This window comes from Mesorhizobium sp. M7A.F.Ca.CA.004.04.2.1 (assembly GCF_004022825.1).
Taxonomy (GTDB): domain Bacteria; phylum Pseudomonadota; class Alphaproteobacteria; order Rhizobiales; family Rhizobiaceae; genus Mesorhizobium.
The window spans coordinates 1-810 of sequence record NZ_RZPH01001560.1; the positions used below are offsets into that span (position 1 = coordinate 1).

Genomic DNA, 810 nt, shown 5'->3' on the forward strand with positions numbered 1-810 from the left:
CTGCCGAAACAATGGCGGACTGCCGGGCCCGCCATTGGTCGTTTGGAACAAAGATCGGGCCTCGGCCCGACCGGACAAATCAGTTGGCGCCGCCGAGCGCCTGCACATTGGCGCAGAATTCCGCATACGGCTTGCTCATCGCCGCATCCTGGCATTCCTTCTTCATCGCTTCCTGCTTTTCCATCGGCATGGCCATGAAAGCGGTCTTGAAATCCGCCATCGGCTTCATGGTCTTCATGCCGGAATCCGTGAAGAACGGCGCCATGTTGTCGGGCTCATCCAGAGCGCCGGCAAATGCAAAGCCGCTGACCATGGAAAGAGCGAGCGCTCCAAGGCAGATATTCTTGAGGTTCATGAAATGGTTTCCTTCCCTGTTGTTTGGCACGAGCGTCAGAACGACGATCGTCCCCCCAGTTCGGAACCAGAGCGGTCGTTGTTTCCTCAAAAAGCTTGATCACACGAACGTGATTGCGCCAAGGCGGGCATTGCCGGAATGACTTGCCAAAAAAAGAGGCCCGGATGCGATCCGGGCCTCAATGCGTGAACTCCTTTCGGGAGCATCACGACGGGATAGGAATTGCGGGGCGGCCAATGCCGTCCCGCACGGGCTTACGAGTGGTAGGCCGCTTCGCCATGCGAGGTGAGGTCGAGGCCTTCGCGCTCTGCGTCGGCTGTCGGACGCAGGCCGATGATCAGGTCGACGATCTTGTAGAGGATGGCGCTGCCGATACCCGACCACAGCAGGGTCACCAGGACACCCTTGGCCTGCGCCAGGAGCTGGGTGGCCGTGCCGGCATAGCCGGCAGCAAA

At 60.0% G+C, this 810-nt stretch carries 1 protein-coding gene and 1 pseudogene; both read right to left on the reverse strand.

Translation table 11 applies throughout. From position 1 onward, the window contains the following. Window positions 1-79: 79 nt before the first annotated feature. A complete protein-coding gene (locus EN893_RS36125) occupies window positions 80-355 on the reverse strand; it encodes a hypothetical protein (protein ID WP_127267328.1) in 276 nt (91 codons plus the stop codon). Between the two features lie 254 nt (window positions 356-609). Then, window positions 610-810, reverse strand: a pseudogene (locus EN893_RS36130) (ammonium transporter); the annotation flags it as partial.

What these genes read in the sequence shown, in the direction of transcription:
- EN893_RS36125 (WP_127267328.1), bottom strand. Translation starts at nt 355, where the DNA reads ATGAACCTCAAGAATATCTGCCTTGGAGCGCTCGCTCTTTCCATGGTC.